The following is a 3,006-nucleotide window of genomic DNA, read 5'->3' as shown; positions in this document are numbered from 1 at the left end:
TGGGTCAATTCCTTTTCGTTGCTCCTGGGTCAATTATACACCGGCGGTGACACATGGATAGTTTCTTGATTAACGACTAATCTATCGATATCCTGCTTTTATATAACCTCTGACCAATAGGAGACTTAAAGAACAAAGTATTCCTGTATCTCTCTTAGTCTTTAAAAGAGGGGATTTTTTAATGCAAGCCAATAAAATACGATACCGCTATATTGGACGGCCGCAGCATATCATAAGCAATCCTTGCTACTTGTCATATTTTTAATTCCACGAAAAATTGCGCCATTTCCATTCGTATATATTTGTGAAAGAGGGAGTACAGATGAACTAACCGCTGCAGCTGAACGAGTTTATCCGGTTAGCTGTGGAGAAATACTCCAAAACGGTGGCCAAAACCGCCTTTGCATATTTGAAAATGAAGGATATTCCATAAAGGAAATTGCTGAAGTTTTGGGTAAGAGTCTTGCCACTATCGGTATGCGGCTTGCCCGTGCTCGTATTAGCCGTTGGTAACTAAGGCATATCTATTGTTGATATTGGCCGGAAAATGTAATATAATCATATACATATCATGTACGAAAAATGAACGGACCTCAAGGGTAAACCGTTCATTTTTCGTATTTGCCGTAGATTTTATAATTGTGAGGAGATTGAGATATGGAGAAGAGAGAGAGATTTGCTTCACGTTTGGGTTTTATCTTGATCTCTGCCGGGAGTGCCATTGGATTGGGCGATGTTTGGCGATTCCCTTACGTCACAGGACAATATGGCGGGGGAATATTTGTTCTGGTGTACCTAATATTCATCTTTTTGCTGGGTTTGCCCATCATCACCATGGAGCTTGCGGTAGGGCGCGCTAGTCAAAAAAGCATCGCCACCTCATTTGACGTATTGCAAAGGAAGGGTCAAAAATGGCATTGGCTGGGCTATGCCGGTATGGCAGGAAATTACATACTCATGATGTTTTATACCACCGTTGCAGGTTGGATGCTGGCTTACTTTTACAAGTTTATGGTAGGCCAATTTGAGGGAATTGATACTCAGCAGATTGCTCAGGTGTTTACTGATTTCATAGCAAATCCGGCAGAGATGACAATATGGATGGTTATAACCACCGTGGTTTGTTTTGGAATATGTTCACTTGGTTTGCAGGAAGGAGTCGAAAAGGTTACCAAGGTTATGATGGTGTTGCTGCTGGCCATCATTGTAATACTTGCAGCCAAATCCATGACCCTTCCCAATGCGGGTGAAGGTTTAAGGTTTTATCTTTTGCCCGATTTCAATCGCGTAAAAGAATATGGCCTTTGGGAAGTAGTATATGCTGCCATGAGCCAGGCGTTTTTTACCTTGAGCATAGGGATTGGTTCTCTGGCCATATTTGGAAGTTACATTGATAAAGAGCGCAGCCTCCTCGGCGAGTCGGTCCATATTGCCACATTGGATACTATAGTTTCGTTGATTGCAGGGCTCATTATTTTTCCTGCATGCTTTGCTTTTAATGTTGATCCCGGTCAAGGGCCGGGCCTTGTATTCGTAACTCTGCCCAATATTTTTAATTCAATGGCCGGCGGGAGAATCTGGGGTTCGTTGTTTTTCATCTTTATGACATTTGCTGCATATTCCACGGTTATTGCCGTGTTTGAGAACATCATTTCCTGTGGAGCTGACCTCTGGGGTTGGAGCCGAAAAAAGGCATCTTTACTCAATATGATTTTAATCATTGTGCTTTCTATGCCTTGTATCTTGGGCTTCAATGTCCTCAGCTGGATTCAGCCTCTTGGGAAGAATACCGGTATACTGGACCTTGAGGATTTTATACTCAGCTACAATCTACTTCCTTTGGGCTCGTTGGGCTACGTGCTTTTCTGCGTCAGCCGTTATGGATGGGGGTTTGAAAATTACATAGAGGAAGCCAACACAGGTAAGGGGCTGAAAATGCCTCGCTGGCTGAAAGGGTACTTATCCTGGGTATTGCCTGCTATTATCATAGTGGTGCTCATCCAGGGATATATAAATGTATTTGGCAAGTAAAGAATGCCGCTATAAACCAAAAATGGCACCGACGCCATTTTGTACCGAATATATCCTCTGTGCCAGTTCCACGCCTTGTTGACCACTGCCGGGCCTCCAATGATGTCGCTGTGCCCACCGATGAACTTTGTGGCGCTATGGATCACAATGTCGAAGCCGAGCTCTATGTGCCTTTGCGGATAGGGTGACACAAAGGTGTTATCGATGATGGTATCATGTTCCTTGGCAACTTTAACTATTTATGGGGTTTTGAATCCTGGAGTAATTGTATCCCGTCGTTTGATTGAGGCCCGGATGCTTAAAAGTAGCGCGTGGACCACTTTGGTTTCCGGCTTTACTTGCCGGGATACCCTCATGAAACATCATCGCTCCTTTTTACTTTAGCGCCACGGCTTCGATCTCTATCAGTACGTCCTTGGGCAACCTGTTTACTTCAACACACGACCTTGCAGGATAGGGCTCATGAAAATATTTTGCATATACCTCATTCATTGCCGGGAAGTCGCTAAGGTCTTTAATGAATACGGTGGTTTTTATCACCTTTTCCATTCCGCTTCCCGCTGCTTCCAGCACGCTCTTGAGATTTTCCAGCACCTGAGCCGTTTGTTCTTGGATTCCACCGCTTACTACCTGGCCGGTTGAAGGATCTATCGGGATCTGACCAGAGGTATAAATAAGATTTCCCGTGTCTATGGCTTGGGAATAGGGACCTATAGCAGCGGGAGCCCTATGGGTATGAATGGCTTTATGCATTGGCCTCACCCTTTCTAAAGAAACCTTCGTTCATGCTACCCGTCCTGTATCCTTTAAGGTCAAGGGCGACGTATAGAAAGCCTATTTCCCTGAACCTTGAGTATATGGTTTCTCTTGTCTTTTTCTCCAGGAATTTATCAAATTGGTCCTCATTTACCTCTATCCTGGCTACATTGCCGTGATATCTTACGCGGACCTGCTTGAAGCCCAGATCTATAAGGA

At 44.2% G+C, this 3,006-nt stretch carries 3 protein-coding genes and 2 pseudogenes; 2 read left to right on the top strand and 3 right to left on the bottom strand.

What is annotated here, in order from left to right; genetic code table 11:
• The first annotated feature begins 243 nt into the window (after positions 1–243).
• Complete coding sequence (locus tag FWJ59_RS09070) at positions 244–513, top strand: RNA polymerase sigma factor (RefSeq protein ID WP_414481615.1); 270 nt, start codon at positions 244–246, stop codon at positions 511–513.
• A gap of 144 nt (positions 514–657) precedes the next feature.
• Positions 658–2,031: a sodium-dependent transporter gene (locus FWJ59_RS09065; protein ID WP_414481614.1), complete on the top strand. Its 1,374-nt coding sequence runs from the start codon at positions 658–660 to the stop codon at positions 2,029–2,031.
• A gap of 119 nt (positions 2,032–2,150) precedes the next feature.
• On the opposite strand, the pseudogene FWJ59_RS09060 reads toward FWJ59_RS09065, so the two are convergent.
• From FWJ59_RS09060 to FWJ59_RS09050, 3 genes and pseudogenes are all read right to left on the bottom strand, one after another.
• Positions 2,151–2,222 (bottom strand): annotated as a pseudogene (locus tag FWJ59_RS09060) (hypothetical protein); the annotation flags it as partial.
• A 184-nt stretch (positions 2,223–2,406) separates the two neighbouring features.
• Complete coding sequence (locus FWJ59_RS09055) at positions 2,407–2,784, bottom strand: RidA family protein (protein WP_414481613.1); 378 nt, start codon at positions 2,782–2,784, stop codon at positions 2,407–2,409.
• Positions 2,777–3,006 (bottom strand): annotated as a pseudogene (locus FWJ59_RS09050) (TIGR00268 family protein); the annotation flags it as partial. The pseudogene FWJ59_RS09050 and the gene FWJ59_RS09055, both read right to left, overlap by 8 nt.

The organism is Caldicoprobacter sp. (assembly GCF_047459465.1).
In the GTDB taxonomy this organism is placed as follows: domain Bacteria; phylum Bacillota; class Clostridia; order Caldicoprobacterales; family Caldicoprobacteraceae; genus Caldicoprobacter.
The sequence above is the reverse complement of the archived record's forward strand: the minus strand, read 5'-3'. Positions and strand labels throughout refer to the sequence as shown.

Bases quoted from the DNA above. Each gene is read 5' to 3' on its own strand.
- FWJ59_RS09065 (WP_414481614.1), top strand. From the start codon at position 658: ATGGAGAAGAGAGAGAGATTTGCTTCACGTTTGGGTTTTATCTTGATC.
- FWJ59_RS09055 (WP_414481613.1), bottom strand. From the start codon at position 2,784: ATGCATAAAGCCATTCATACCCATAGGGCTCCCGCTGCTATAGGTCCC.